Raw genomic sequence first — 26,048 nt, forward strand, 5'->3', positions numbered from 1 at the left:
GGCCTACCGCGAGCACCGCACGACGATGCTCGCCGCCCTGGACCGCGTGCTAGGCGACTTCGAACTCGCCGAAGACGCGCTGCAGGACGCGTGCGCGCTCGCCCTGCGCACCTGGGACGACCAGCCACCGGACGACCCGGTGGCCTGGTTGCTGACCGCGGCCCGCAACAGCGCGATCGACCGGCTCCGCCGCGCCCGAACCGGCCGGGCCCAGCTCGCCCGGCAGCCGGAGGAGGCGATCATGAATTTCGGCGAAGAACGCCTGCTCAGCCTCGGCGACGAGCGGCTCAGCCTCCTCTTCACCTGCTGCCACTCGGCTCTGGCAGAGGAAGCGCGGGTCGCCTTCACGCTGCAGGCCGTGGTCGGCCTGACCGCCCGGATCGCCCGGACCTTCCTGGTCGCCGAGCCGGCACTGGCCCAGCGGCTCGTGCGCGCCAAACGCAAGATCCGCGACGCCGGGATCAGCCTCGCCGTCCCCGCCGATCACCTGCTGCCCGAGCGGCTCTCCGGCGTCCTCGCGGTGATCTACCTGACCTTCACCCGCGGCTACGCCTCCCCCGGCGAACCTGAATACGAGGAGCTGCTGCAGGAGGCGATCCGGCTCGCGAAGCTCGTGGCCACCTTGATGCCCGACGAACCCGAAGCCCTCGCCCTGGTCGCCCTGCTGCTGGTCCACCACTCGCGCTCGGCCACCCGCCTCACCCCCGGCCGGGGACGTCGTCCTGCTCGAAGACCAAGACCGCTCCCGCTGGGACCGCGCCGAGATCGCCGAAGCCGTCCGGCTCTTGGACCGGGCCCCGCGCTTCGCCGCGCCCGGGCCATACGTCCTGCAGGCGACCATCGCGATCCTGCACGCCCAGGCACCGACGGCCCGGGACACGAACTGGCCCGCGATCGCCGCGGTATATGCGCAGCTGCTCGCGGTGACCCCGTCGCCGGTGGTCGCCCTCAACCACGCCGTTGCGGTCGCCATGGCCACCACCCCCGAGGATGGGCTGGCCTTGACCGACCGGATCGGGGGCCTCGACAGTTATCACCTGCTGCACGCCGCCCGCGCCGACCTCCTGCGCCGCCTCGGCCACGCCGACGAGGCGGCCGAGGCGTACCGGCGCGCGCACGAGCATTTAACGGGCACTCGACGAGCGCAATAGAGTGCCGCACATGCCGGTCCGCTGGACCGGCTTCACGCGGTCACGCTGCACTAGATCCAGCCCACGAACACGGGGTGCAGCCATAACATCGGCTTCCTCGACGGATCGCTCACCATCGTCAGCCTCAACTTGACCGCGGCCTGGACCGAAGCGGACTGCCCGGACAAATAGCCGGCCCGCGCCGCGGATTCGTCCTCATTCCACACCCAGGTGCTGAAGAACGTCTCGAGCGAACCGGGAAACCCCGTATTCGTTCTTCGAACCCCAATCCGTCTCCCAGAATGAACCGTAGACCAGCACAAGCGCTCGCTTGGCCCGGGTGAGCCCGACGTAGAACGAACGCCGGTCCTGCGCCAGTCGGTCCGGGTTCGGCTCGGGGTGCAGGCGCAACCGCCCCGACCACCGACGACCGGGCATGATGCCTTCGACCAGACCCGGCAGGATCACGACATCCCACTCCCGGCCCTTCGCGGAATGGTAGGTGGTCAACGTGACCTTGCCGGCCTGCAACGCGCCGGCGGCGATGTCCCGCACTTCAAGGCCATACGCGCTGGCAGCCTCTCGGAACTTTCCCAGAGCTTGCTGGTCTCGGACGGCGGAGCTGCCTGCGGCGATAGCTTCTAGCTCGAGTTCCCGGATCAGGTCGGTCAGCCATGCGTGCAGTGGTGGTTCTTCCGACCGGAAACTGTTGAGCAGGCCGGCGAACTTCCGGTCCGCGGCACGACGGTCGAGCGGTGGCAGCCCGGCGGCTTCGCGCACCGGAGCGTATGCCCGTACCAGGTCGCCCAAGGTGGCGACTGAGGTCGCACCGGTGTTCGGGCCCAGCACAGTCGGCTGATGTCCGGCGACGGCGCGGGCCGCGCAGTCGCGAACGAAGTCGGCGAGCTCACCGCTGGGCAGCCGTTCGTCCCGTTCATTCACGTAGGGAATGCGTCCGGCGTCGAACTCGTCGATCAAGGCCGACAGCAAGGGTCCTCGGGCGGGGTACAAGATCGCGATGTCGTGGCCGGCCACCCCGCTCGCGAGCAGCGCGTCGATCTTGCCTGCCACGATCGCGGCGTGTTCGTCGAGCCCTCCGTCGGCCATGATCGGCTCGATGGCTCCGTCGTCCGCCCGGCCGGGCGCCGCTCGGTAGGTGCGGGGTTCCTGGAGGGCGGCGTGGCTGGCCGCGACGATGGCTTGGCCGCACCGGTAGTTCACTCCGAGGGAGTGGTCGCGGAAGTCGCCACGTGCGGCCAATTCGTTCAGGTACCGCGGGTCGGCACCGGTGAAGCCCATCACGGACTGATCGGGGTCTCCGAACGCCGCGATACTCACGCCCGCGTCGTGCAGGGCGAGCACGAGCGCGTGCAGGACCGGCCCGAGGTCCTGGTACTCGTCCACCACCAGCCACGAGTACCGGGAGGCGAGTAGTCGGCCGACGGCGGGGTGCTCGCGCACGATGCGCAGCGACCGCGCCACCATCGCGTCGAAGTCCCACCTGCCGGCGTCGAGCAACCGCTCGTCGAACAGCCGCGCCGAGGCGACCATCGGACTGGTGTCGTCGTCGCCGATCAGCCCGGCGGCGAGTTCCCGGCGTAGCTTGGTGATGGTGGCGGTTTCGTACTGGACCTGATTGGACAAGCCGACGTCGTCGAAGCAGCGCTGCAGGAGTCTGACCCACTCGGTGGCCTTGTCGTCGATCACCGTCCCCTGCTCCGGTACCGGGATGCCGAGCAATGGGCCGTAGGGACGCAGGATGGCCGATAAGCACCAGCTGTGGACCGTGCCGCAGGCCAGCCGACGGCCGGGTCGGATGCCGAGCCGGTCGAGCCGGGTGGTGATCTCTTGTGCCGCCTGCCGGGTGTAGGTGATGGCAGCCACGCCTTGACGCGGTGGCACCTGTACCTCCAGCAGGTAGCCCACTTTCGCCACCAAGGCGCGGGTTTTCCCGGAACCGGGACCTGCGCGGACCACACCGTCACCGGTGTGGCGGGCCACGGCTCGTTGATCGTCGTTGAGCCCGGCGAGCTCGGCGGCGAGACTCGGGCTCACCCCTGCCGTGACCGTCACGAGGACGCCGCTTCGTCCGATCCGTTGCGCGCCTGGCAGGGACGCTCGATCAGGCCGCTGCCCCGAACACGCCGCGATATTTGGTCAAGGGCGGCCAAGAGGTAGCCGTACGTTCCCAACGCGATCAGTTCCCCCGTGCTCAGATGGGCCCGCAACGCCACCCCCGCTTCCCCATCACCGCTCGTTTCGGCGAGGTCGCGTTCGACTCCTTGCGCGATGCCGGCTCCGGCGGTCTCGACGTGGGCGGCGAGCCGCTGGGCGTACCGGCCCTTGCTCACGTGCTCGACGCGCCGCAGCACCTCATCGCAATCGTCGGCGGTGAAGTCGTCCGCGGCGATGGCTGCCATTGCATCGTCAAATCGGTCGCGCAGTACCAGTGACGTGACCAGCTCCGCGTGTGCCGCGCTCAGCTGAGCGGCAAGCAGCGGCACGAGATCGAGCTCGAGTGTCCGGACGCCGACGAAGATGCCGTGCGGGACGAGCCGCTGCTGCTCCTCGGTGGTGTCCACGTCCGGATCGGCGTACTCAATCAGCGTGGCGATCGCGTCCATCAGCTCGTTCCGCTCGTCGCCGGGCGGCAGCAGCCTGGCCGCCCGCTTGAGCCCTGCCAAGACGTACTCCCCGTTCCGCAGGGGATCGCCGTCCGTGACGATCACGTGGGGAACCGCCAGGGCCTTTTCGCCGAGGAGGGACCGGTAGGACGCGAAGTCGGTGCCGCCGATGTTGGCGACGATCACGCCGTGCGCGTCGAGGTCGAACCCGAGCGCACTGGCCAGGGCCGGCAGGAGGTATGCCTCCGATTGGCCTTCGACCAGGATCGCTGCCGAGCAGAACAGCAACTCGGCCCGGCTGACGTCGAGATAGCGCTCGAGGTCGGCTCGCTGGACCCGGGAGAGTCCGGCTCGGGTGGTGGTAGCTGCCACCGTGGCACCGGTTTCGTCGCGCCGCAGCAGGACGATGGCGTCGAGCCGGGTCACCGCAGCGACGTGCGAGCTGTGTGTGGTCACGACCAGCCCGGTCTCGCTCCGGAGCAAGTAGCGGAACAGCTGGCGTTGCAGGACTGGGTGCACGTGGGCTTCCGGCTCCTCGACGGCCAGCACCGTGGCGACGACCGCGTCGGTGGCGCGCCGGGTCTGCAGCCGTTCCAGCAGCAGGCCGAGGTAGATCACGTTGGCGTTGCCGGTGGAGGTGTCGGCGACGCTGCGCGAGCGGTTGGGGTCGACGTAGAGCCGGATCGACCGCAGCAGGCGGGCTGGCGCGCTGGAGGCGAAGCCGAGGGTCGGGCTCACGTCGAGCTGCGGCCCGGCCAGGTCGGCGAGGCGCGCGGAGAGGTCTTCCGCCACCTTGGTGACTTGCTTGTCCGTGGCCAGCTCGTCCATGACCTCCTGGATGCCCTTCGCCGCGGCCTCAAGCGCCGAAGGTGCCGGCGGATGCGCGTCCAGCAGCTCCTGGAGCGGCGAACCGCGGTAGCGGGACAGCGCGTCCGCGGCGTCGCGCAGCGCCGGCAGCACGGACAGCGATACGTCACGCCGGACGCGCCGGGCGTCGCGGTCACCGTCCGGGCCACCGACGATGTCGAAGTCGTAGTCGTCGCGGGTGAGCGGCCGGTCGATCTGTTGCGGATCCACTCGCGGCCGGTAGGTGTATGCAAGGCGGGCGACGAGAGGAGTCAAGCTGACGAAGCAGCCGTCGAGCGTCGCTTCGGCTGCTGTATCGCCCTCGATATCGGTCAGCTCGACTTCGATGCGCACTTCGACGCCGTCGGCCAGCGTGCCGGGCGCGTGGTCGCAAATGTCCTCGGCCCTCAGCCGTCGGGCGCTGTCCGGCAGGTCGGGGTCAAGCACCAGCCGCAAGGCGTGGAGCAGGTTCGACTTGCCGATACCGTTTTCGCCGAGAATGACCGCGACGGACGGGAACGGGGTGATTTCCAGGGCGCGGAAGTTCCTGAAGTTCTCGACCACCACCCGGCTGATACGTAGCACAGCACCCTTTCAACGCCCTGGCCTCGGCCGCCCCCGTGACTGTTAGCTTTCTACATTTTTCCCAGACCAACATACGGACTGTCACGCATTAGCACCCGTTCGAGTGATTGATCACCCTGTGTTCGGAGGTCAATAGATTTCTATCTCGAACGATTGTTTGTGGAGCGATGCCCCGCCTCGTAGCCTGACCAGGTCAGCCGCCACGCCGCCCCCGGAAACCGACCCAAGCACCAGCCGCCGCGAGGCGCCACGCCGATCCGGACTCGCCCCACAGATGTCCCCTTTGACGATCCTCATCGACGACCAGACCGTCCGAGACTCCTTCGACTGGCGCCTCGCGATCGAGGCGCGTTTGCCTATTCCGGCGACGTTGCCCACGGCCGCGCGCCGCAGCATGGCCCGCGGCGAGCGGAGCTGGTTTTGGACCCTTTCCAGTGTGTCCGCCGACAGCGGCCCGATGGACGCCAAGCTGATCGCGGTCGCCACCGAACGGCGGCGACCGCGTGGTCGCGCTGATCATGGCCCTCGACCGCGCCGTGCACTACACCCCGCCTCGCCGCTCGGTTTATGACGACGGTGACCTCGAGATCGTCTGGCTGTCATCCCGACTTCGCGATGGTCCGCGGTTCGCTGACCTCGTATACCTCGGTGTCGATCAGCGAACGGGGGTCACTGTCGGTCGGTGGAAGTACCTTGCGAACCAGCCTGATCTGTTGCTCCCATCGCAGGATCCTTTGAACGTCAGACGCTCGAATCGTCGCTGTCAGCGACCGGGTATCACCGACGTTCTGAAGTGGAGTCAAGCCGGACAGCTCAATCTGGAGAGCGGCCCCAGGCGTCCACGAGTTCGGCGTCTGAGCCTTCATGGAAGGTAGCCCACCTGAGCCGACGAGCCGCCCGTTCGAGTCGTGTACCAGCACCTGGACATTTTCCGCAGAGAACGCGGCGGTGTTTCGGATCTCGACCGTCTCGGTGGTTGCGGCGTCGGGCAGATTGTCCCGAACTGTGTGGAACGTCAGGTAGGGGCGTGTCGCGTAACCCAAGGCTTCCTGACTCTCCCTCGCGGCCTTGCGGCTCGCCAGCGCACTCCTCCACGCCGCGATCGAGGATGCGGTGCCAGCGAGCGCGCTCACGGATCCTGCCACCGCCGATACCACCGCTGCGTCGACCACCGAATCTCCTAACTTACAGCACTTACAGCGCGATCCAAGTTCACCGCTCTGCCAGCCAATACCTCGCGGAGACGCTACCGGGTCTGGAGGGCATGCGGCGGCTATTGCCTTGGCCTGTGTCTGTGTGTGGGCCCTAGCTGTCGTGGCGGTCTTCTGCCTTGCCGGCCACGTTCGAGGGCGCGTGAACTTGGCAGATCGAGCAGCCGCTTCTGCGGCGTGTAGAGCACCAAGGTCGACATCCGAAGCCTCCCCGACGGTTGCAATGCGGCCGTTCGAGTGCTGATCAGGCCCGAACCCGTCATCGGTGCCGGGCGAGTTCGTTCCGCCCTCGACCGAACCACCTCAAGCACCGAGGTGCACAATGATCAGTACCGCTCGCAGAGAAACCACGACACACGCTGTGTCGCCGCGTAGGGCCGGCGCCCGACGCTGCCAGAAATCCCTGGGAGGTCGTGGGCTGAGGTTCGCGTTCTACGGGCGGATGTCCACCGTCGAGTTCCAGGACCGGACGACGTCGTTGGGGTGGCAGCGCGAGGTCGCCGAGGAGACGATCCGCGGCCGCGGCGTGATCGTGGCGGAGTACTTCGACGAAGGGCATTCACGTCGGCTGCCCTGGCGCGAACGGCCCGCCGCGGCCCAGCTGATGGCAGCCGCGGAGCACCCGAACCGCTCCTTCGATGCCGTCGTCATCGGCGAGTATGAGCGCGCGTTCTACGGAGACCAGTTCAACGCCGTGCTCACCGCGCTCCAGGAGCAAGGCATCCGACTGTGGCTCCCCGAAGCGGCCAGTCCGGTGAACCTCGACGACCCGGTGCACCGGGCGCTGATGCTGCTGCTCGGGTCCCAGTCGCGTCGCGAGGTGTTACGGGCCCGGCACCGAGTACTGGCCGCGATGGGCGTCCAGGCCCGTGTTCAAGGCAGGTTCCTCGGCGGCCGGCCACCCTACGGATATCGCCTCGCCGATGCCGGCCCGCACCCGAACCGGGCCCACGCGAGCTGGGGTCGCCGCCTGCACCGCCTGGAACCCGATCCGGCCACCGCACCGTGGGTACGGTGGATCTTCCAGCAACGAGCCACCGGACGCAGCGTGGCCAGCATCGCCCGGGAACTGAACGACCGCGGCATCCCATGCCCATCAAGCGCCGACCGGGGCCGCAACCGACACCGGACGAAGCACGAGTGGATCGTCCGGACCGTGGTCGGGATCCTCGAAAATCCGAGGTACACGGGGCGGCAGGTATGGAACCGGCACGGCGCCAGAACAACCGGGCCGGCCCACCACGGTGTCCCCACCCGACCGTCGGCCGCACGAGGCTGGGCTAAGTCGGACAAGGTGACACATCCGGCGCTCGTGGACGAGGCGACCTTCCTGGAGATCCAGGGCATGCGCGCAGCCCGCCCCACCCAGCACGGCCATACCAGGACGTACGTGCTGGCAGGGCTCGTGCAATGTCAGCTGTGCGGCCGCCGCCTGGACTCGCACTGGGTGAACGGCCGCCCCGGCTACCGCTGCCGCCACGGCCACACCAGCGCCCGCAACCGCCCACCAGAACTCGCCAAGAACGTCTACGTCCGCGAAGACCACCTACTCGACGACCTTCGCGCCCAGTTCCCTAAGGCAGGTGATGACGAGGGTTCCGCGATCGTGGACTACCTGAGAACGAACGACCTGACGATCATATGTGGCGGCCCCACTCGAGTAGTCAAAGCCTGTAGTTCGCTGCGCGTACGCCCCGCAACAGACGAGACCACCGAAGGGCAACTGCTGCTACTTTGACCCGGCCGCGACGCGCGGCTCTATGGGGTAATTGAGTGTCCGAGGACGATCTTGTTCACTGTCTACACGCCTGCAACTCCCAGCTTGACCTGCAGGTTTCCGCGAGCTGGCCCGAGGCCACCCCGCGCCTCATGGGGTAATTGAGTGTCCGAGACGATCTTGTTCGGCAGCTACACGACTACACCTCATCTAGGCCGCGAGGATACGAGCCTGTGTCCAACAGCTGACATTGTCGCCAATCGGCAATCGCACAGCGTCACAGCCGGTTTTACAAGCGTGACACGCCGTGGACACATCCAGCCACTGTGGGCTGGACCAGCCGTAGAGGCCAAAAGGGAACCGACGAGCTGGCCGATGCTCCAGTGCATGAACGACAGCCCAAGGTTGCAGGGCGGGTAGCGGTCGTCTCGACGATGCCCGTGAGGTCAGCGACGCTGATCCAGCGGGACATTCCACCCGCCCCGCCAGGGCTTACACAGGCCGCCCCCTCGGCGGTCAACGCATCGATCACATTCGCATGATGTTCTCATCGACCGCCCCTAGACGGGCAATCGTCGCCACCCTCGTGCAGGACTCCGAAGCCACCACGATCAACGCGCGACGTACTTGGACCGACTCATATTTGTCCTGTCGCCCAGGCGACAGGTGCTGGCTCTTCATCTGCGTGGAGGCAGCGGCTCCGACGAGACAGGAACCGAGCCTGACACACTTCGTGTGACCCGAACCGACAAGATCAAACCCTCGCCACACCGTGCCTGACACGAGGGCACTCGATGTTCAGGTCAGCATCTCCCCTGTCGTTCTTGACGGAAACAGAAGCTAGTGAACAGCTACCCAGCGGTTTCAGGACTCGAAAGGTTGATCAGGAGCGGATTCCGTGACGATTTACGGTCCGTCCTAGCGCCTGCCAGCACGGCCAGCTGGGCACAACGGACACCCGTCACCCCCAGGGGGATGCCTCACAAACATCACCCGATCGATCGTCCCTGCCACGCCGCAGGCCCCACGATAGGCTGCGGCGACAACCCAACACGTCCCCACAGAGCGACTCGGCGACCGAAGCCTGCCGGGCCGGATTTCGGCTCATGCGAAACACCTTCGCCGTCCGCTACGATCTCACTACTGCACCTCGCCGAACCCGCGGCAAGGTGCGGAGAGGTTTGTTGATCAAGATGGGCGCGACTCTGGTGTCACTGATATCGCCGGTAGTGGCAGTTGCAATCGCGGTGTGGGGGTTTGGCCGGACAACCAAGGCCGACCGCCTCAAAGCTTTCTTCGACATCCAGGAACGATACCTTTCACCGGAAGTCAGAGAAGGACGCAAGCTGATCTACAGCTTGGCCGGGACGGCGATGGACGACCTAACACCGCACGTGGCGACCAAGATTAGCACGGCTTTGGCCGTCATGAACTCAATCGCCATTGCAGCCGAAGCCGGCTACGTCGATCGCAAGCTTGTCGCGCAAAGTATGGGACGATCCTTTACGGCCGCCGTACACACAGCGAGACCTTATGTGGATCACCTTGAAAGTCTTCGCGGATTCCGCCCTTTTCCATTCGCTGAACGCCTCGCCAATCAGCTTAATAAGGCGGGGCACGTCGCCGAAGGGGGCAACTGAATTGACGCAATCGAACGCCCGCCTTCGCCTGGGAGTAGTGCAACTCGACGGAATTCCATGGGCTCGAACTGGTGGATATCTCTGGCACCCAGCGGAACCCTTGCTAGATGAGGATCCGCGCACTAGTAGGCTCCCTGAAATGGCAGCAGCAACACTGCTAGGCTCACATGCTACAGATAGCTACATCGAACTCGAGAAAATCTGCGAACAAGCCGCCGAAACAATATTGTCCGACGTTCTAGAGTTTCTCGAACAACACAAGATAGATATCGTCGTATTTCCAGAATCGCACGTTCCGCGAAGTTTCTTACCAAAGTTAATAAAGTTCTCCGAAGATAGAGTCATTGTTGCCGGACTTGGGACGATACGCACCGACGAGGAAGCAAGCCAACTTGTAGAAACATGCAAGATCGCCGAGCGCGTGGAACTCAAGGATCGAAACGTCTCCGCACTGATAGTCGGCGGGGAATGCAGCGTAATCACAAAGGAGTCACAAGCAGACAACGAGCACGCCACAAGCGGCGAAGGCGCCGTCGTTCGAGACATCACGGTAAGAGGAAACCAGTTTCGCATCGGTGTTGCCGTCTGCAAAGACTACCTAGTCTCCGAAAAGCAACTATGGGACCAACACGCTGACATTGTCTGCATTCCAGCATTTTCCTCGAATCTCGCAGACTTCGAAGCACGTGCGCCTCGAAATTTTGCGCGACTCCTCGCCAATACCGCACGATACGGCGGTACGCAGATAATGGCACCCGAACTGGACGACCCATTTACCGACCGCCGTGGCGTCATACCAATTCCGAAAGATCGCCAAGGCGTAATCGTCGTTGACTTCGACGGCTATAAACCAAAGATCACCGGATACGTTAACCCACGTAATCGCCTAGCACTCCGAGCGGAAATCATTGAGCGAACGGCGGACAATAAGTCAGCACTCGACGCCATCGAAGCACTCGAAATACCACCATCAGGGACCGCCAAAGAAAAAAGTGACCAGATCCGACGCCTGCTCAACCTGTTAGACAAGGAGCGGCCTGTCGCCGCAGCCTTAAAACAATGTTTGACAATGTACTGCACAGGATTTGATCCATCCGAATTCATTGAGACGTTTGTGCGGCCACATCTAGCAGTTAACGAAGGCTTCAGCCGAAAAAGTATCCGCAAGCGTCAAGTAGATCTAATTCTCGAAACGCTGAAAGACCTCGTTGTCAACAAGCCTGAAGTTACCGAAGCAGGCGAAGCATTGACACACTATCGCGAACTTGCTGGCAAGTATCAGATGGTTGAGGGAGCAACGAGAGCACGCAAGAACCTCACCGCCACCCCCATTGATCCGGAAAGCCGGTTTTCCTATCAGGGCCACGTCGTGGCGAACGGCACAGTCACCGAACAAATGCCAATCCCCGACATTGAAGAGGTCGACCTTGAGGAACAAGGACTAGACGTCGATGATGATTCGGGGGAGAACTGATGGAAAACAAGAACTCGAGCCCCTACAATAAATCACTAATTCTCCTGCGGCGCGGCTTACGCGCACAGCGTGAATACGAATTAAGTGGCAACATTCAGGAACTCGACGTCGCTGTAACAAATCTCCTTGAAGCACTCACCCTGGCACCCTCCAGTGGAATCGACACCACTGCAGTGCTGACAAATGCTGGCAATGCGCTACTAGACCGATATCACGCGCTAGGAAATCGAAGTGACCTGACTCAGTCGATCAAATTTCATCAGCGCGCTGTGACGGAAGCACCAGATGATGGATTAGATCGCAGTGTTCTGCTTTCCAACTTGGGTGCCGCGCTTCGCGTCGCATTTGATACAGATGGAGACGTTAACGCCCTCGACGAGGCGGTCGGAGTTCTTCGACTCTCCGTAAATTCCATTGAACCGAGCTCACGTAGTTGGTTACTGCGAGCGTCGAACTTGGGTTCAGCGCTGCACGCACGATTTACCTGCCTTCACGACTACCGCGATCTCGCGGAGGCCGAAGGTCTCCTTACCATGGCAGAAAAATTATCTCAGCCTGGGACTCCAGACGGTGACGCAGTACGCGCAAATCTGGCGGACATCCTCTACTCAATTGCTTTTGTACTAGGAGACCGTTCAAGACTCACCGATGCACTTGATATGCTTGAAGAAGTCTATCTTTCCCGCCGCGCATTATATGGACCAGATCATCCGAATACCTTAGGAAGTCGCAATAATCTTGCCAATGCAATGGCCAGAGCGGGAAATTACTCGGATGCCGAAGTCGCCTATCGATCCCTACTGGAGGACACAGAAAGAGTCCTAGGCGCCGATCATCCTGGCACGCTAGCGTGCCGCAACAACCTCGCGAGTGTTATGGGACAGTCTGACAATGCGCGAGCCCTGACTGAGTTTGAGCGCCTACTTTCCGACCAGTCTCGCGTCATCGGTGACAGTCATCCTGACACGGTGACCACCAGACAGAACCTTGCTTGGCTTTACGTTCGACTCAACGAATTTGATCGAGCTAGCGAATTGGCCACGCGTCTTCTCGACGACCACGCCACGCTTTATGGCGCCGAAAGCGCCACGACAATGCGAACTCGAGCTTTTTGCTCCAGTATTGCCGACACGATTTCTTGCAGATCGGGCCATACGCCACCTGATCGAGCAGTGTTTGGTATCGACGTGGCCCTATATTCCACATTTTCCGACTATCGCAAGCTGTCCGCCCATGAAGAAGTAGTACAGATAGTGCGTAAGGCATTCGAGAAGTCCACCATTCAGTGGGCTCATTGCTCAGTCTCGACTATGAGCGACAGCCTGATCGTCATGATTCCTCCAGGGTTCAATGGTGTAACTCTTTTCCATTCATTGCCCGACCTGCTAGCAATCGAGCTTGATCGAGTCAATCACGGCAACCCAAGAGACTACCAATTGCGGTTGCGAGTCGCATTGCACAGCGGAACCGCCGCCATGGCGGATCACACTTCTCAAGATAACGCCGTAACACAAATTGAACGAATGCTAAGCTCAACACAGTTACGCGCGGAGTCATTGCGGCCAGGTGCTAGCCTGGTCATGCTGGTATCAGATAGAACTTTCAGGCAGTTTGGTTCTTTTCGTTGGGGTTCTCAGTTTGAAGAAATCCAGGTTCGCCCCGCCGGAACGGGTTGGCTTCGCAAAGTTGCACCTCTAGCTCTCACTTCCGGCGGAAGTCCTAACTACCCAGAACTCGATGACCGCATTATGTCTCGACTGGTGGATGCCCTACTCGCCATCCCGAGCATGAATAGTGCAACTGTTAGGCAGCATTTGTTCAACCAAGTGCAATCGCCTCAAGAATGGAGGGTTCACCCTGGTCATGCGCGGCTCCGCGACGAAGTTGCCCAACTAGTGACACTTTGGTCATCGACACAGAATCGCCTTGACGAACTAGTGGCGACGTTGGTTTCCATTGATGGCGACTCGCTGACGGCTCGACAACTGGCCGATGCATTCAAACATATCTGGCCGCGCCCCAAAACCGAACCCGAAGACTAATTACTAGCCTTAATCGTGGAAATTGTGGTATCTAGCGCTCGCACTGTTGGTACTGCGAGCGGTGGCCTGACCGTGCTCCACCTGCACCACACTCCAGGACCAAACACACACCCGACAGCGAAGAGTCGAACAGTACTTCCCAGCCGCCGCAGAGCCGAGGAGTAGCGGTGCCTACGCAATCCGCAGCGTCGGCGGAAACTGTCGATACAGCTACATGCCAACATCCTTCGAGGCAAGCAAGTCGTCGTATATCTTGTTAACGTCAGCGGCGACCGTGACCAGAGAGCCCTCGTACGCTCGATAGCTGGGACTGTCACGCCCGCGAAATGAGAGCCAGGGAAACCGGGAAGCGACCCAGTTGTTATCGAAGATCAACGTATTGGGCAGTACGGACCCAGTGGCATGCAGGTGAAAGCGCCCCGCGAATAGCCGTTGTTCCCTCTTCAGGTCATTCAGAAGGTCCGACTCGCCGAGCTCGGTTATGCGATCCTTAGGAAGCATCAGATGCACCTGGACTCGTCGGCGAAGACGATTCTCCAGGCGACTGAGGAACTCCCGATCAACCACCGATCGCGTGATCGAGTCAGAGATGATCAAGATCCGGTCTTTTGCGGTCTCCAAAGCTAGTAGCAGTAACTGATGATGCTCGAATAACTCTATGCCACGCACATCCGCGTTCTGCTGCGGGGCTTCGCCTGGCGGAATGACACGCGTCCCGGAAGACGGAGCACGGCGAACTTCGAGGTGTTGCGGAAGCAGCGGCCGGTCTGCCGGCACGTCGGTTCTTACATTCAACATCTTCGGACCACCCAATGCGGCCAAGGCAATCTCGTGTGCCGCACTGAGATCGCCATCGACCGTGATTGCAGCCTGAATCTCTCCCCGTGCTTGATCGCTGAAAACCAAGAGTCGCGCCGGCATGTACCGGTAGGTGCTCGGGCTCACTTCAAGCACGTCCAGCACCTCGAACGACTCCTTGTTCCGACCTGAGATTCGCAAGAGAGAATTGAGCGCCGCGGCACTCAGGTCAGCCGTCGTGACACGAGTTGTCCGCTGAGCGGAGAGCAAGATCATACCCAGCGCACGAGCATCCTTTTTGGTAAGCAAATGTTGCGGTCGATAATCAGCGACTGACCAGGTCAGTCGATCGAACGTGACACGAATCTCACGCTGGACGGGTTTGATCGACTCGAACTCCTCGGCCGTACGCCGACCGCGGAAGGTAAGCGCGAGCGAGCCGGGCCCCGGACCATAGTTTAGTGACCCGTCCCGAAGCAGGTCGGCGGCCGTAGTCTTGACGAGTGTGGGGTCCACGCCCAGCAGTGCGGCGATCTCCTCCGGAAGGACGACAGCCGACTTCACCGCACGCAGCACGAATTCGTCCAGCAACGGCAATGCTTTACGTTCCTGGGCGAGAACTTCGACTCCAACCACTGTCACCGGCACGGCGACGTGCTCGATGCCCACGAGATCGAAGCCAGGGCGTTCGCCAACAAACCTTTTGGCAAGCAGGATGTCCGGGTCAGACATGGCCCACCTGCTGGATCTCACAGGTTGCGGAATGCTCCCGCATGTACCGCACGACGTCCCGTAGAGCCCCCGGCGCAGCCCCGCAGAATTCGCTGTCACCGACAATCGTGAGACCGTACCTTGCTCGCGACAGCGCGACATTGATCCGCCGCCAATGATCAAGCCCCAGAAACCCCATCCGATGTTGCCGATTGCTTCGGGTCACGGAAAAAATCGTTATGTCACACTGCCTTCCTTGAACCGCGTCAACCGAGTGCACAGTCACCGCGAGATGCTGGAACGACCGGCGGGCCAGTGTTCTACGCAGTTCTTCGACCTGGCGGCGGTAGGGAGCAATAAGCAGTACTTCAAGCCGCTCCTGGCCGCGCGGCGGCCGCAAGGCCCCGATACGCGCCGCGTTCTCAAGGGTTGCCAGCCGATCGAACACAATTCTCGCTTCTTCCCGGTTAGCGAAGCTGCTGTCAGGCTGCCCCGACGAATCTTCGAATCGACGTTCGCCGAGCAACTTGGTGTCGAGCCAGAGCACCGGCTTGCCGAGCAGGTCGTAGCCCACAAGGCCGTCGTCGTTCGGCGACCGGAGTTCGTCGCGGTAGAAGCACGACGACACCAAGTCTCCTATCGGGCGGATCATCCGATACTGGTCGCGCAGCAGGAACTTCGAATGATCTGGGAGCCGGTCCACCAACCTTTGGAACAACGTTTCACGGACCAGCTTCTGGTCGATCCCGTGCTCCTCGAGGATCCGGTTCGATCTAAGCAGCTCCTCCTCGAGCGGAGGCAACTGGTTGGTGTCCCCGACAAGAATCGCCCGCTTCGAGCGTGCAAGCGGCACAAGGGCTTCGGTCGCGGTCGCCTTCGATGCCTCGTCGAGAATACACAGATCGAAGTTGAGCGTACGCGCCGCCGCGTGCCCGACGAATCCCAAGCAGGTACCTGCGACCACCTGAGCGGTGCCAAGGAATGCAGCAGCCAGCTGCTGATCCGAACTCATTCGCTGTAGCCACTCAGCCTGTAGCTCGACCAGCCCCAGAACCTGTCTGCTCTCCGCAGACGTGCCGAGCAAAGCGTCCACGGCCGCGTTCGCGTCATCTTTGCCGATCGATGGTCCGATGGTGAGATCTCCGCCCAAGTGGCGGACTGCATCCCTATAGAGCGTCTCCCGGCGGACTCCCAGCTCAGCGGAAGCCTCCTGCAACGTTGTGAGGTCGTCCTCAACTTCCAGCGAAGTCGCAAGCTCCGATGGCCCATCGTCGGCGGCCAACCGGCCGATCCTCGCGTCGATCTCCGCCTGCCGTTCGGCGACTTTCGCCAACTGCCGCAGGGCAAGAGCGGCATGGAGGTGCCGGCCGTCCACACCGTACGCCGCTGCACGGCGTTCCAGATATCGCTGCGCCTTCCGACGAACGCCTTCAGACCATTTGGCCATCTTTTGATCGAGCAGCAGATGGCGAACTTCGGGGTCGACTCGCGGATCGTCCGGATGTCCAAGCCGGACAAGCCCGTCGATGCCCGCCGCCTCCAGCCTTGCCAACGCGTTATCGACAGCGACGTGGGTCTGACTCACGATGAGAATCCGGGTAGCAGGCTGTACCTGCAAAGCCTGGAAGACCGTCTCAGCGATCAGGTCGGTCTTGCCTGTGCCGGGTGGCCCCTGAACGAGAAGCAGGTCGGAGAACCCTAACGCCGCCTCGACCGCTTCGCGCTTGCCCTCGTCAAGTTGTCGTGTCCAATTCTCCACGGCCCTCGGGACCGGCGGTGCTACAGACGCCGGATTGGTGATCTTGTCACGCAGATCAGGGTTCGCGGCAGTCCCGTCCTTTATCGCTGATATGGCGTCCCGCTGACGCTGTAGAGCAACTTTAGTCGGGCCCAGGTATCGGACCAAAGAGCCTTTGGATTCGAGGAGCCGAAAATCGATCTTGCTCCGCAGGGTAATCGAACTCTCTCGTTGGTCTACAACCTCACCGCGGCCGGCTGGATGGCGAGCCCCGTCGTGGACGATCTCCAGTTCGACCCCCAGCAGGTCATCCTCCACCACCTCGCCGAGATCAAATTCGACTTCCCGATCGCGCATCACCCGCCCAACGAACCGCAGCGGCTCAAGACTGCCGCGAGCAAGGTCCTCCCGAGCCAAGAGGATGCGGTTCCAATCATCGAAAATGTCGGGACCTTCGTCACCTGAACCTGAACGACCTTCGCGAGCAGCGAGTTTTTCCTCATTGAAGTCGTCGAGAGCCCGAAGCAGTTCATCACGCCCGGTCTCCGCGTGACGGTGGTTCCGCGGCTCACTGCAAGTCCAGGTAACGAAGCTCGAGGTGTTCATCGAATGCTTGCGAATCAGCTCGAGAGCTTCGTACTCCAGAATCCGAGCTCCAGTGACAACAAAGGCCGGAAGACTCCCATGTCGCTTCAGCGTGAACCGCCACTCGGTACCAACGATCGTCAGAACCGACCGATCGACATCCGCCTTCTCACGGTCAAACCTGAACTCCGCGAATACTTCGTCCTTTAGGTCGTCCTGGACGATCGCTTCAGGACTGCGGCCCGTCTCAGCCGCATGAGCTCGAAGCGCCGCTTCAGCAGTTCCGAACAGTTTCAGCCAGATCAGCGGGCGATCAGCGATCGGCCGAGGCGGACGAGCGCGCAGAAAACTCTTCAACTCGTCCCGCAGAACCGCCCCGTTGACCGGGCGTCGCGTGTAGTCCGTGTCAGTGCACCGTTCGAGGAGATCTCGCACCTCTGGCGGAACATTGACGGCCTGGATCGCTGGAGCGATATCCTCAAAACCTTCGATCCGCGCGCTGTGCAGCGCTTGTGTCAGCAGCACGCCCATCGAGTAGACGTCGCGCACATAGCGCACGGATCCGTCGCGTTCTGGCGGAACATAGGGCCCAGACCCCCATGCCTTCATCGTGAAATCGCTGTCTTCTTCACGATGGATCTTTGCGATCCCGAAGTCGGCGAGCAGCGGCACGCCATCCGTAGTGACCAGAACGTTCTTGGGCTTGATATCGCGGTGTTCGATCTCTTTCAAATGTGCGAATGCCAGCGCCTCAGAGAGCGGACCCGCAACGTCCTGGGCGAGCGTTTCCCAGCTGTACGGACCGTTGGCAAGTACATCGTTCAGAGACCGATCGACCCAATCCAAGGCAAGGTAGAAGTCACCACGTTCGTCGTCGACACCTGCGGAACGTAATCGAATGATGTTCTCGTGTCGCAGCGACCGAAGCCCCTCCATCTCGCGGGTGAACGCAACCCTGGTGAGGTCCTCATCATCGTGACTAACGAACTTAACCGCGACATTCGATTGCTCGACGACGTCGTATGCCTTATACACGGTCGACAATCCGCCCGTTCGCGGCGGCTCGTCCACCAGCACATACCGCCCTGCGATGATCGTCGTCATATCCTCATGCCGTTCGTGCTAGCTCGTCGTCGATCAACTGCCGGAGGGCGGCGGCAGTTTGTGGTCTCCGTTCAGGGACGCGATCAGTCGCCGCCGCAACGATCGTTCTCCATGGTTCGTCGGCGGGTATGAGGGCTTGGCCTTGCCTGGGCTCTTGCCTAGTGCGAGCCCAGCCGATGATCTGCCCCACGCTGTAAATGTCGACTGTCGCGAGCGCTCCATGCGGATCTGTTTCCTGCTCTGGCGCCGCGAATCCCTCTGTCCCGAGAAACTGCCCAGCCACCGTCCGTCCGTTGAACGTCGTGTCTCCCCGTGGCCGTCTGCCAAGTCCCCAGTCTGCAACCATCCACTTGTCCTCCAGCAGGAGGAGATTGGCCGGCTTGAGATCTCGATGGACCCAGCCCAAGTCGTGTGCAGCTCCCAACGCGGCGCACACGGCATGCAGCAGTTCTACGAGCTTCTCCCCCGACGTCAACCGCTGCGATGCTTGCTCGGCATTCTCCTCGGCAAGCGGCATCACAAACCAGTCGAAGGCAGGTCCGTGGTCGAGCACCGGCATAACGTGGGCATGGCCGCGGAGAACTCCACCAAGCTCGATCTCGCGGCGCATCCGAGCCACTGCCCTCGGGTTTCTGGAGTTGAGGCGCTTGAAGGCAACCTTCGCGCCCGTCACCTTGTGCTCGGCGACGATCACCTCAGCCTGCCCGCCGCGAGCAAGCGGTCGAGGATTCAGCCGATAGGCAGTCCTGTCTCCGTCCATATTGGGAAGCTGGCTCCCTGCAGTCACAAACGTTCCCCTCGCGACCAGTTGCGACCTCAAAGACGGTTATTCTACCCCGGACCCGCGCATCCACCCGCCCTACCGCACCGGAACTCGAACGCGATGCGAGGCCGAGGCCCACATGTGGTCAGCGCAGGGGCGACCGCATCTTCGTGGTGCGAATGCTTCCATTGAGGAGTAGTCCGACGAGTGCGTCTTGACGGGTACGCCAGGGGCCGCCAGGCACAGTTAGCGCTGTTGCCGCCGTGCGGGCTTCCCAGCGTCGGCGCTGGTCGCGGGCGAGGTAACCAAGTAGGACCGAGTCGCCGGCCAGTACGCGGTAGGTGCCTGAGATCTCGAAGTCCTCACTGCGCTCGACCCGGACCGCGTCGACATCGATCACGTCTTCGCGCGTCACCGGGCGTGCTGTTGGTGCCGCCGGATTCGTGACGGAATTCGTGACCGCCGCCGGTTGCGCAGCAGTCAGGGACGGGTGCTCGACCTCCGCAGAAGGTGTGGTGGCCACTTCGGCCGCATGACGGACGCTGACCAGGTCGGTAGCAGCGGCCAACTCAGCGAGCGCGGACTGGGGATCATCGCCGGACGTCACGGCGCGGCGCGCGGTGGCGATCGCCCGTCCAGCCTGGTCGAGCAAGGCCAACAGGTCGGTGGCGACGGGATCGGCAGCAAGCCGCGCGCGGCGGGCGCGCTGGCGGCACGCCGGGCCGTGATACGTCGCCGGGCGCCCCCGTCCGCTGGGCCGGGGCAGCCTCTTGCCGCAGCCAGCGCAGACCGGTTCAGCCATGCTGACGCCTCCGACATTGCGTGACTAATTTCGTGACGACGACATGGTGAGCGTACCCCACTGTCACGAAACATGTCACGGATCTAGCCGTCACAGCCGTCCTGCGAACCCGTCTCGCCGTCACACTCGCTGTGACGGCTACAAAGGCGCTTCGACCTGCGGATATGTCGCTCGTGACGGCTGTGACGGGTTCAAGTGAACCCGTCACAGCCGTCACTTATGGGCTCTGCGGCGCCGGATTTTGAGCCCGCGAAAGACCACCGTCACATACGGCGATCGAAGGTCGAGTTCGCCGACGCCGGACGTCTAGCAGCTATATGCGGTCAGTGGCTCAACGACGACTGATCCGATCTTGCCAAGGTGGGATCCCCTGCTCATGTCGATATATGGCGTCGCAGCGTTCGCACTGTCGGGGAATCTGGCGCCGGCGACGCTCACCGGCCAGCTCGAACACCGCGGCGCCGGAAGCTCCGCAGAGCATCGTGATGACCTGCCCGGGTACCGGGATCTCCGTCAGGCGGGTTCGATGCCACTCGCCATCGATCACCGGATGGATCGCGAGCGGGTCGATGTAGATCGCCGCGGTCATTGCGACCCTCGGAGCAGCGCAGGTGTACGCAAGGCATCAGCAGTCCCAGACTCGTCGAAAGCTCGCCTCAGAAGGCTCTTCGCCGTGTCGTGGTAGCGGCTAAGCAGCTTTCGGTCGGTCAGGTAGGCGTTGCAGTGGTGGTGCCTGAGCACCACGGCGATCGGTTCGGACCGGTCCTCGAAGAGTGTGAAGGCGCCGACCGACCTCAGCGCGGCCTCTGCCGATGGCACGATTCGGATGGTGACGTGCGGAGACTGCGCCGCCGCGCGAAGGTGCTCGATCTGCTGGGTATCCAGGTCCTCCAGGCTGTGTAGTGCCTGGTCACCGATCAGGAACACGTAACGGCGGTTGCCATCGCTCAGCGCCTGCTGGCGGACTCGGCGGTTCAGCAGTTCCATGTCCCGGCGGTCGTCCGGCACCACGGCCTTGTCGAGCACTCGTTCGGCATACGCCCGAGTCTGGAGAAGATCGGGAATGCACAACGGAGCCCACTCCACGACGCGGCTTGCGAGCTGTTCGTATGTCCACAACAGGTGCCCCAGCTGCGGGTCGGAATGGTCGACCAGGTTTGCATCGCCGGCGTGCGGGGCGAGCGCCATCACTCGTTCGTACTCGGTTGACTCGACCTGGAGGGACCCGAGAATCCATGCCACAGCGGTCTCCGGCGCGACCTTGGTTCCCAGCTCCCAAGCCGAAAGCGTCGCGGGATAAACCCCGATCTTGTGCGCCAGCCTCCGCAAGCCCAGTCCGCGGCGCACACGGGCGTCGCGCAAGCTGCTGCTGATAGCAATAGTCGCGGGCGGGCGGATGATCGACTTGGGCATCTTCAGGTCCTTGCTGAGAGCTGTTCGTGGCAGATAGGCGTATGAGCACGCTGCTGCGTTTGAAACCGCGGTCCGGGTGTTGGCTGGCCAGCCGTCACGGCGCCCTCGGCGGACTCTCGCCGGGGTTAGCAGCTCGCACCTCGGCGACCAGAGCGCCGGCTGTCGCTGCGACCGTCTTCAGCGCGCTGATGTGCTCCATCAGCCGGTTCAGGCCCAGCGGGCTCAGACGGAGTTCGCGTGGCTCGGCGCGTGACTGGAGGTAGCCGGACGCACGGAGAAACTCGATGTGCAGTTCGAGGTCCGGCGTGGGCAGCCCTAAGGCCTGCTGGATGGCGAGTTGCGGACGCCAGCGAGTGTCGGCCAGCAGGCAGGCGATGAACAGGCGGACCGGCTGGAGCAGCAGCGCGTCGAGGTCTGTACGCGAAGCGGGCGAGATCGGCTTCATGGTCGCCTCGCTGCGACACGGGTGCAGACGATCACGAGTCCCCGACACCGCGGGCAGGAACGGCCGGCCGGGACCAAGCAGGAGTGAATCAGCACTTCGTGGCCGCAGAGAGCGCGGTACCGGCCCTGCCGAAGACGGATGCCGCGCAGGAACTCCTCGTCGGTGACCGCGTGCGCCAGGCCGTCCCGCACGCACCGGTACCAGCTGATGTAGAGCGCTGAGTGCGGCGTCTTGCAGTTCGTGCCTGGCACGTCCCCTCCCTTCGACGTCGCGATCTGATGAAATCAGTCAAACGGGAGTCGGACCCGGCGACCAGAGCAGTGGTGGCGCAGTCGCGTTGCACGGATGACGCACTAGCTGTCTTGAGCTGCTGATACTGCTGCTACATTGGGGCTGATCACGCGAGGTTGGAGGTCGGCTATGCCCGGAGGGCGACGGCGAGAAGAGCTGATCTCAGCTCGCAAGGTCGCCGGCTTCACCCAAGAAGGTCTAGCTGAGGTTCTCAGTGTCGATCGGTCGACGGTTGCCCGATGGGAGGCGGGCGACTACGTACCGCTCCCCTACCTCTGGCCAAAGCTCGCAGGCGTGCTCGGTCGTTCACGAGACGAGTTGCAGGCCCTGATCGGTCCGGTCGCTGTCACGCCGGAATCCGGCTTGGACGACGAGTTCGAGCCGTTGTTCGCTTGGCTCGATCGGCACGCTGGGTGGCCACTCGGGAAGGCCCGCGAACGGGTGCACGCGATTGCGCCCGCTTCGCCCCGGAATCGGCCGCATCTGCCGCGAAGCGTCATCGCGGACGCCCTGGCTGGCTACTACGCGCCGACCAGCGACTATCTCCCATACACCGCGCGATGCGGGCAGATAGAAGTGAGCACCAGCGTCCTCACGCGGCCAGAGTGGCTGGATCTCGCCTGCCCGCTGACGGCCGCGGGCGACCAGATCGCCTTCGAGGGCGGCAGCGCGCGGCTGCCAGCAGCGGTTAACGAGCATGCTGCGGTGCAGCGTCTCGCGGACGCTGCGGCCTCCGGAATCCGAATCGCGGACGTTCCTCTGTACCGGCTGCTCGACGTCGACCCCCGCCCCGAAGTACTGCGCGGGAAGGTCGGAATCGCGTCGTTCGTCGAGTACGCGCTTGGCGTCGACCTGCTGGAACGCGAACTCAACGAGTTGCTGACCGGCGGCCGTGCCGCGCGCCCGGGGTCCATGCCGCTCCGTGACCGCCAGCTGCCCGACGTGGCCGCGGTGCTCGACCTGCGCACGCGCCTGTGCGCGGGTGGCGTGCTGGCGTTGACAGCGATCGCGCGGCCAGCGGACCCGCTTCGCGGTGACGCCGACTTCGTGTTGCTGGTTCAGAAGAGGTCCGCGCGGGTCGTGAACACGGCCAACCGCTTGTCGGTGATCCCGAAGAGCTTCCATGGGCCGCTCGCGGATCGGCGAGCGGACTCCCGGATCGGCGTCACCCTGCGCCGCGAGCTTGAGGAAGAGCTGTTCGGCAGGACGGACGTCGACCGGTCGGCCGGAGATCGCAGGGTTGCCGATCCGATGCACCCGACCAGGCTGTCCGCGCCGATGCGATGGCTGGTCGAGCAGCCCGGCCGGCTGCGGACGGAGTGCACCGGGTTCGGGTTCAACCTGGTCAGCGGGAACTATGAGTTCGCCAGCCTGGTCGTCATCGAGGATGAAGAGTTCTGGCCGCGCTTCGGCGGGGACGTCGAAGCGAACTGGGAGGCCGCAGGACTGCGGCAGTACTCGACGCTCGACGGCGACTTGGTCAGCGAACTGATCGGCGACGAAACCTGGAGCAATGAAGGATTGTTCGCATTTCTCCAAGGCTTGCGTCGGCTCGTCGAGATCGGTGGCGATCGAGTGAAGATTCCAGCAGTCGAATTATGTTGCTGACGGCCAGCGGACTGTGAGGACCACTGAATCCGCCAACGCTTCCCAGGAATGGTCGACTCCTGGACCCCACATCACGTAATCGCCCTGTCGATTCATGATCTTGCCTCCGCCGGTGACCTCCACTCGAAACTCGCCAGAGACGAGCATCACCAGCGTGGTTCGCTGGTCATCGGACGTCCACTCAGGACGTTTGTCGCCCGCAGGATGGTTGGCCCACTTGACTTCCACGTCCTTGGAGGCGCGAACACCCTGCGACGGGTCAATGAAGTGGCCGACCAGCCAGCCGCGCGTGTCGGCCCCGTCGTCGTTGGCGTTGCCTGCCGTCCAACCGTCGCTCACTGGCTGATCTCCCATTCGATCTCGGACAGCTTCACACGCTCTCCGCCGATTTGCGCAAGGCGTCTAAGTCCTTGTGCCATAGCGAACAATCCTTCGTTGCTCCACGCTACATCACCCAGCAACTCGGTGACGAGTTCCGCGTCGGTAGTCGAATACTGACGAAGAGTCGCGGATTCCCAGTTTGCTTCGACCACTCCCCCGTAGCGCGCCCAGAATTCTTCGTCGTCGATGACGATCAGGCTGGCGAACTCATAGTTCCCGCTCACGAGGTTCAGACCGAACCCGGTGCACTCCATCCGCAGGCGGCCGGGCTCGTCGAGGAGCCAGCGCATCGGCTCCGAGAGCCTGGTCGGGTGCATCGGGTCCGCGGTCAGCGTGTCGGCGACTGTGTTGTCAGCGTCTGGCCGGCCGAACAACTCCTCTTCCATCTCACGGCGCAAGGTGGCGCCGATCTGGGCTTCTCGCCGTACGTCGGTCAGCGGCTGGTGGAACCCCTTCGGAATGACGGCGAGTCGGCGCGTGGCGTTCAGCACGTGCCCGGAACGTTCCTGGACCAAGAGCACGTAGTCCGCTTCACCGCGATAGGGATCGGCTGGCCGGGCGATGGCCGTCAGTGCCAGGGCCCCGCCTGCGCAGAGTCGGCCGCCGACGTCCAGGACCGAGCCGAGGTCGGGCAGGTAGCGATCGCGCAAGGGCAGGGACGTCGTATCGCCGGCGGCGAGCGCGTCGAGCAGTTCGCCTTCGAGCAGGTCCATCGTCAGGGCGTAGTGGACGAAGTGGTCTACGCCGAACGAGCCGCCGAGGTGGCGTTCATGGATGTCCGTGCTGAGCAGTCGGTACAGCGGGGCGTTCATGAGCCGCGTGTTCATGGACACCGTCTCGGCCAGCCGGTGAACAGCGGCGTTCGTCGCGTGCTCGTCGAGTACCTGTCGCGGTTCCGGCCGGGCGCTTGCAATGGTGAGCCCGTCGTGCGGCGGGCGTAGTTCGCAGGCGAGATCGAGCCAATCAGCGCAGGTCACAATGCTCGTATTCAGGATGTGGTCACCGCAGCGGCCGGCATACAGGCCATGATCACCGTGGCTCCGGCCGTAGTACTCGGCGAGCGCATCAGCCACGGCGCGCTGTCCAACCCACCCGCGGCGAGTGGCCCGGTCATACGACTCCTGCGCGTCGACGCGTGCGGCTTGCTCGGCGACAGCGTGGCGCGCGGCGCCAGGCCTGTGGTAGGCGTGCTGGTCGAGCCATTCGAGAGCCGCGCCGATGTGGGGGTCCGCGGCGAGCCGTCGGTCGGCTTCCCTCGTGTCTGGCCTCGTCTGGACGGCCGGAGCCTCGCCGATCAGCTCCGCGAAACGGATGCGCTCGGCCTCCGACGCCCGTTCATGAGCAGCGTCGAGAACCTGTTGCATCTCCGACTGCGGCCGGAGGTCCGGTTTCTTGTGCCACGACGCGACCGTTCGCGCGCTGATTCCGAGGTGTTCAGCGAACCGCTCTTGGCTTAGGCGCAATGCCGACTGCAATGCGGCCGCTGATCGCCCGGTCCATCCGCCTACCCGGCTCATCGCGGCCCCGAAACGCTCTTGTGCAGCGGATATGCAGTGGTTGTGCACTGCTTCGGCAGTGGTTGTGCATGGGACCGGACGCCGTTTCGGCCTTGAATTCTAGGTATGGAAATCACCTGGTTCACCAGCCCGAATCACCCGGCCCTAGCGCTCCGGCTTCACGTGCTCGACCACGGTCGCGAGGCTCGTTTGGACGTCCTCCAGCCGGTCGGTGATCTCGGCCAGTCTCTGTTCGAGCGCGTCCAGCCGGGACCACAGTTCATGGCCGTCGTCGGCCGGCTCGTCCGGGTGCGGCGGTGTGCGATTCTGCAGCACGGCCAACAGATGCTGCGGATGCCAGCCCAGCGTTGTCGACAGCGCTTCGAGCGTCCGCGCGCTCCGGCGGCGCTCCACCGTGTGGTGTTGGAGCTCGCGCACGATCGCCTGCGACACGTGCGATCGCTCGGCCAGCTCGCGTTGTCGCCAGCCGAGTTCGTTCACGCGCATGTTGATCGCCTTGGCGACTGCCGCCCAGTCCTCCGTCACGTATTCCTCCGCGCTCCGCCTCAGCGCCGAGATTAGCGGTTCGTCGAGCTTTCTCCGCGCCGCATAGCGCGTTGCCTGCGGCGCGTCGGACAAACACG

Annotated in this window: 20 protein-coding genes and 1 pseudogene; 8 read left to right on the forward strand and 13 right to left on the reverse strand. The window is 63.3% G+C overall.

Translation table 11 applies throughout. The features are described 5' to 3' along the window. Positions 1 to 25: 25 nt before the first annotated feature. Both BLV96_RS51535 and BLV96_RS51540 read left to right on the forward strand, forming a co-directional pair. Positions 26 to 616 (forward strand): annotated as a pseudogene (locus BLV96_RS51535) (sigma factor); the annotation flags it as partial. 169 nt (positions 617 to 785) lie between these two features. Next, a complete protein-coding gene (locus BLV96_RS51540) occupies positions 786 to 1,151 on the forward strand; it encodes an RNA polymerase sigma factor (protein ID WP_425266175.1) in 366 nt (121 codons plus the stop codon). A 195-nt stretch (positions 1,152 to 1,346) separates the two neighbouring features. Here the strand turns inward: BLV96_RS51540 and BLV96_RS11050 are convergent, their stop codons facing one another. Both BLV96_RS11050 and BLV96_RS11055 read right to left on the reverse strand, forming a co-directional pair. Beyond that, the gene (locus BLV96_RS11050; RefSeq protein ID WP_086676962.1) at positions 1,347 to 3,203 is read right to left on the reverse strand and encodes an ATP-dependent helicase; all 1,857 of its coding nucleotides are present in this window, start codon (positions 3,201 to 3,203) and stop codon (positions 1,347 to 1,349) included. Continuing rightward, positions 3,200 to 5,164 (reverse strand): ATP-dependent nuclease, encoded by a 1,965-nt coding sequence (locus BLV96_RS11055; protein ID WP_158104146.1) that lies wholly within the window; start codon positions 5,162 to 5,164, stop codon positions 3,200 to 3,202. Before BLV96_RS11055 ends, BLV96_RS11050 begins: the two co-directional genes overlap by 4 nt. A gap of 304 nt (positions 5,165 to 5,468) precedes the next feature. Between BLV96_RS11055 and BLV96_RS49115 the strand changes: the two genes are divergently transcribed. After that, a complete protein-coding gene (locus BLV96_RS49115) occupies positions 5,469 to 5,756 on the forward strand; it encodes a hypothetical protein (protein ID WP_143050950.1) in 288 nt (95 codons plus the stop codon). Between the two features lie 28 nt (positions 5,757 to 5,784). Here the strand turns inward: BLV96_RS49115 and BLV96_RS11065 are convergent, their stop codons facing one another. Continuing rightward, positions 5,785 to 6,357: a hypothetical protein gene (locus BLV96_RS11065; protein WP_143050951.1), complete on the reverse strand. Its 573-nt coding sequence runs from the start codon at positions 6,355 to 6,357 to the stop codon at positions 5,785 to 5,787. 481 nt (positions 6,358 to 6,838) lie between these two features. Between BLV96_RS11065 and BLV96_RS11070 the strand changes: the two genes are divergently transcribed. The 4 genes from BLV96_RS11070 to BLV96_RS11075 all read left to right on the forward strand — a co-directional run bounded on the left by BLV96_RS11070 (position 6,839) and on the right by BLV96_RS11075 (position 13,269). Beyond that, positions 6,839 to 8,134 (forward strand): recombinase family protein, encoded by a 1,296-nt coding sequence (locus BLV96_RS11070; protein ID WP_244180162.1) that lies wholly within the window; start codon positions 6,839 to 6,841, stop codon positions 8,132 to 8,134. A 1,160-nt stretch (positions 8,135 to 9,294) separates the two neighbouring features. After that, the gene (locus BLV96_RS49120; RefSeq protein WP_143050952.1) at positions 9,295 to 9,753 is read left to right on the forward strand and encodes a DUF4760 domain-containing protein; all 459 of its coding nucleotides are present in this window, start codon (positions 9,295 to 9,297) and stop codon (positions 9,751 to 9,753) included. 139 nt (positions 9,754 to 9,892) lie between these two features. After that, a complete protein-coding gene (locus BLV96_RS49125; RefSeq protein ID WP_143050953.1) occupies positions 9,893 to 11,227 on the forward strand; it encodes a carbon-nitrogen hydrolase family protein in 1,335 nt (444 codons plus the stop codon). Continuing rightward, positions 11,227 to 13,269 (forward strand): tetratricopeptide repeat protein, encoded by a 2,043-nt coding sequence (locus tag BLV96_RS11075; RefSeq protein ID WP_086677023.1) that lies wholly within the window; start codon positions 11,227 to 11,229, stop codon positions 13,267 to 13,269. The genes BLV96_RS49125 and BLV96_RS11075 overlap by 1 nt, the downstream gene beginning before the upstream one ends. 210 nt (positions 13,270 to 13,479) lie before the next feature. Here BLV96_RS11075 and BLV96_RS11080 read toward each other — a convergent pair whose 3' ends face one another. The 7 genes from BLV96_RS11080 to BLV96_RS11105 form a co-directional block, all read right to left on the reverse strand. Next, positions 13,480 to 14,799 (reverse strand): phospholipase D-like domain-containing protein, encoded by a 1,320-nt coding sequence (locus tag BLV96_RS11080; protein WP_086676966.1) that lies wholly within the window; start codon positions 14,797 to 14,799, stop codon positions 13,480 to 13,482. Further along, positions 14,792 to 18,205 (reverse strand): AAA domain-containing protein, encoded by a 3,414-nt coding sequence (locus BLV96_RS11085; protein WP_086676967.1) that lies wholly within the window; start codon positions 18,203 to 18,205, stop codon positions 14,792 to 14,794. The genes BLV96_RS11080 and BLV96_RS11085 overlap by 8 nt, the downstream gene beginning before the upstream one ends. A gap of 4 nt (positions 18,206 to 18,209) precedes the next feature. Beyond that, positions 18,210 to 18,965, reverse strand: coding sequence for a protein kinase domain-containing protein (locus tag BLV96_RS11090; protein WP_086676968.1), 756 nt, complete (start codon positions 18,963 to 18,965; stop codon positions 18,210 to 18,212). A 148-nt stretch (positions 18,966 to 19,113) separates the two neighbouring features. After that, positions 19,114 to 19,770: a hypothetical protein gene (locus tag BLV96_RS50290; RefSeq protein WP_208608201.1), complete on the reverse strand. Its 657-nt coding sequence runs from the start codon at positions 19,768 to 19,770 to the stop codon at positions 19,114 to 19,116. Positions 19,771 to 20,101: 331 nt separating this feature from the next. Beyond that, complete coding sequence (locus BLV96_RS11095) at positions 20,102 to 20,359, reverse strand: hypothetical protein (RefSeq protein ID WP_086676969.1); 258 nt, start codon at positions 20,357 to 20,359, stop codon at positions 20,102 to 20,104. After that, the gene (locus BLV96_RS11100) at positions 20,356 to 21,183 is read right to left on the reverse strand and encodes a DUF5753 domain-containing protein (RefSeq protein WP_086676970.1); all 828 of its coding nucleotides are present in this window, start codon (positions 21,181 to 21,183) and stop codon (positions 20,356 to 20,358) included. The genes BLV96_RS11095 and BLV96_RS11100 overlap by 4 nt, the downstream gene beginning before the upstream one ends. Before the next feature lie 94 nt (positions 21,184 to 21,277). Next, positions 21,278 to 21,628, reverse strand: coding sequence for a hypothetical protein (locus BLV96_RS11105; RefSeq protein WP_086676971.1), 351 nt, complete (start codon positions 21,626 to 21,628; stop codon positions 21,278 to 21,280). A gap of 420 nt (positions 21,629 to 22,048) precedes the next feature. On the opposite strand from BLV96_RS11105, the gene BLV96_RS11110 reads away from it, so the two are divergent. Further along, the gene (locus tag BLV96_RS11110) at positions 22,049 to 23,527 is read left to right on the forward strand and encodes a helix-turn-helix transcriptional regulator (RefSeq protein ID WP_086676972.1); all 1,479 of its coding nucleotides are present in this window, start codon (positions 22,049 to 22,051) and stop codon (positions 23,525 to 23,527) included. Here BLV96_RS11110 and BLV96_RS11115 read toward each other — a convergent pair. From BLV96_RS11115 to BLV96_RS11125, 3 genes are all read right to left on the reverse strand, one after another. Next, positions 23,516 to 23,866: a cupin domain-containing protein gene (locus BLV96_RS11115; RefSeq protein ID WP_086676973.1), complete on the reverse strand. Its 351-nt coding sequence runs from the start codon at positions 23,864 to 23,866 to the stop codon at positions 23,516 to 23,518. The genes BLV96_RS11110 and BLV96_RS11115 overlap by 12 nt on opposite strands. Next, positions 23,863 to 25,425, reverse strand: coding sequence for a helix-turn-helix domain-containing protein (locus BLV96_RS11120; protein WP_167379573.1), 1,563 nt, complete (start codon positions 25,423 to 25,425; stop codon positions 23,863 to 23,865). Before BLV96_RS11120 ends, BLV96_RS11115 begins: the two co-directional genes overlap by 4 nt. 144 nt (positions 25,426 to 25,569) lie before the next feature. After that, positions 25,570 to 25,950 carry a helix-turn-helix domain-containing protein gene (locus BLV96_RS11125; RefSeq protein ID WP_086676974.1) on the reverse strand — a complete coding sequence of 127 codons (381 nt, stop codon included), beginning with the start codon at positions 25,948 to 25,950 and terminating at the stop codon, positions 25,570 to 25,572. Between the last annotated feature and the right edge of the window lie 98 nt (positions 25,951 to 26,048).

The organism is Amycolatopsis pretoriensis (assembly GCF_900107925.1).
GTDB lineage: Bacteria > Actinomycetota > Actinomycetes > Mycobacteriales > Pseudonocardiaceae > Amycolatopsis > Amycolatopsis pretoriensis.